This is a genomic window from Frankia sp. CeD (assembly GCF_000732115.1).
GTDB classification, from domain to species: Bacteria; Actinomycetota; Actinomycetes; order Frankiales; family Frankiaceae; genus Frankia; species Frankia casuarinae.
Genome location: NZ_JPGU01000113.1, coordinates 1 through 1,766 on the forward strand (window position 1 = coordinate 1; position 1,766 = coordinate 1,766).

General features: G+C 72.5%; 1 protein-coding gene. It reads right to left on the reverse strand.

What is annotated here, in order from left to right; all coding sequences use genetic code 11:
* On the reverse strand, positions 1-1,766 hold a 1,766-nt coding region (locus tag CED_RS21175), incomplete at both ends, for a condensation domain-containing protein (protein ID WP_035913746.1).

A 1,766-nucleotide genomic window follows, 5' to 3' on the forward strand; every position in this document is an offset into this window, starting at 1 on the left:
CACCACCCGCACCCACTCAGCCGCACCCAACACCGGCACCCGACCCACCAACACCCCCGGATCCGCCGCCACAGCCTCCAGGATCCGTACCAACCAGCGCCCGAAGCCCTCGACCTGGTCGGGCTCGAACACGTCCGGGCGGTAGGTCAGCCGCAGCCGCAGGTCCGTGGCACCCGGGATGACCGCGAGCGTCAGCGGATAGTGCGTCGAGTCACGCCCCCCGGCCGGGGTGATCCGCAGCGTGTCGTCGGGCCCGGACCCGGGCTCGGGCCCAGCATCCGGGTCGAAGGGATAGTTCTCGTAGGCCACCAGCGTGTCGAAGGTCGCGCCCGCACCGGCCAACCGCTGGATCTCGGCCAGCCCCAGGTACTGGTGGGCGATCAGAGCCGACTGCCGGTCCTGCAACGCGGTCAGCATCTCGATGACGGGCCGGTTCGGGTCCAGCGGCACCCGCACCGGCACCGTGTTGACGAACAGCCCCAGCATGTCCTCCACCCCGGGCAGCTCGGGCGGACGACCCGCGACGACCGCACCGAACACCACATCGCGCTGCCCCGCCAACCGACTGACCAGCATCGCCCACGCCCCCTGCACGACCGTGTTCAGCGTCAGGTCGTGCTCCCTGGCCAGGGCGCGCAGGGCCGCGATCAGTTCGGGGCCCGCAGAGGCCATGACCCGGCCCGGCGCCACCGGAAGCCGGGCCGGGTCGCCCGGCGCGACCAGGGTCGGTTCCGTCGTGCCGGCCAGCTCCCGCTGCCAGGCCTCGCGCGCCGCGTGCCGGTCCTGGCGGCCTAGCCAGGCCAGATACTCCCCGTACGGCGTGACCGGTGGCAGTCCGATCGGGTCACCGCCGGCCGCATAGATGGTGGACAACTCACGCAGCAGGACCGGCAGCGACCAACCATCCATCAGGATGTGATGGTTGGTGATCACCAGGCGGTGGTGTCGTGCGCCGAACCGGATCACCAGGAACCGCAGCAGCGGGGGCACCGCGGGGTCGAAGGCACGGGCCAGCTCGGCGGCGGCCAGCCGGTCGGCCTCCGCCTCGGCTTCGGCCGAAGGCAGCGCCGACACGTCCGCCTCACGCCATGGCAGCGCGACCCGATCGGCGATCACCTGGACCGGCTGCTCCAGGCCGGCGAGGTGCCGGAATCCGGCGCGCAGGTTGGGATGCCGGTCCAGCAGCGCCTGGCCCGCAGCCCGCAGTACAGCGGTGTCCAGCGGGCCGAGCAGGTTCAGCAGGCCCTGCCCCGAGTAGGCGTCCAGCGCCTGCTCGCCGAGCATGGCGTGGAACAGCAGGCCCTCCTGCAGGGGCGACAGCGGCCACACCTCGGCCAAGCCGGGCTGCGCAGCCTCCAGCTCGGTCACGTGCCCCTGGGCCAGCGGGACCAGTGGGAAGTCCGACGGGCTGTGCCCGCCCGCACCAGGCCGCGCGGCGTGCGCGGCNAAGCCGGTCAGCATCGCCACCCAGCCCTCGGCCAACTCCCGCACGGCGGACTCGGCCAACAACTCCCCCGGCCAGGAGAACATCAGGCTCAGCTCGGGGCCGTCCGCGCCGTCACGGACGACTCCGCCTGCTTCCAGGATGTGGGCGGCGGGCATCCGCTCGTCCATGTCCCCGCCGAGCGCCACCGGCTGCCACTCCTGCCGCCCGGAACCGGTGGTGAACCTGCCCAGGTAGTTGAAGCCGATCTGCGGGGTCGGCAGCGCCGCCAACGCCGGCCGCGTAGCGGGATTCAGATAACGCAACAGCCCGAAACCCAGAC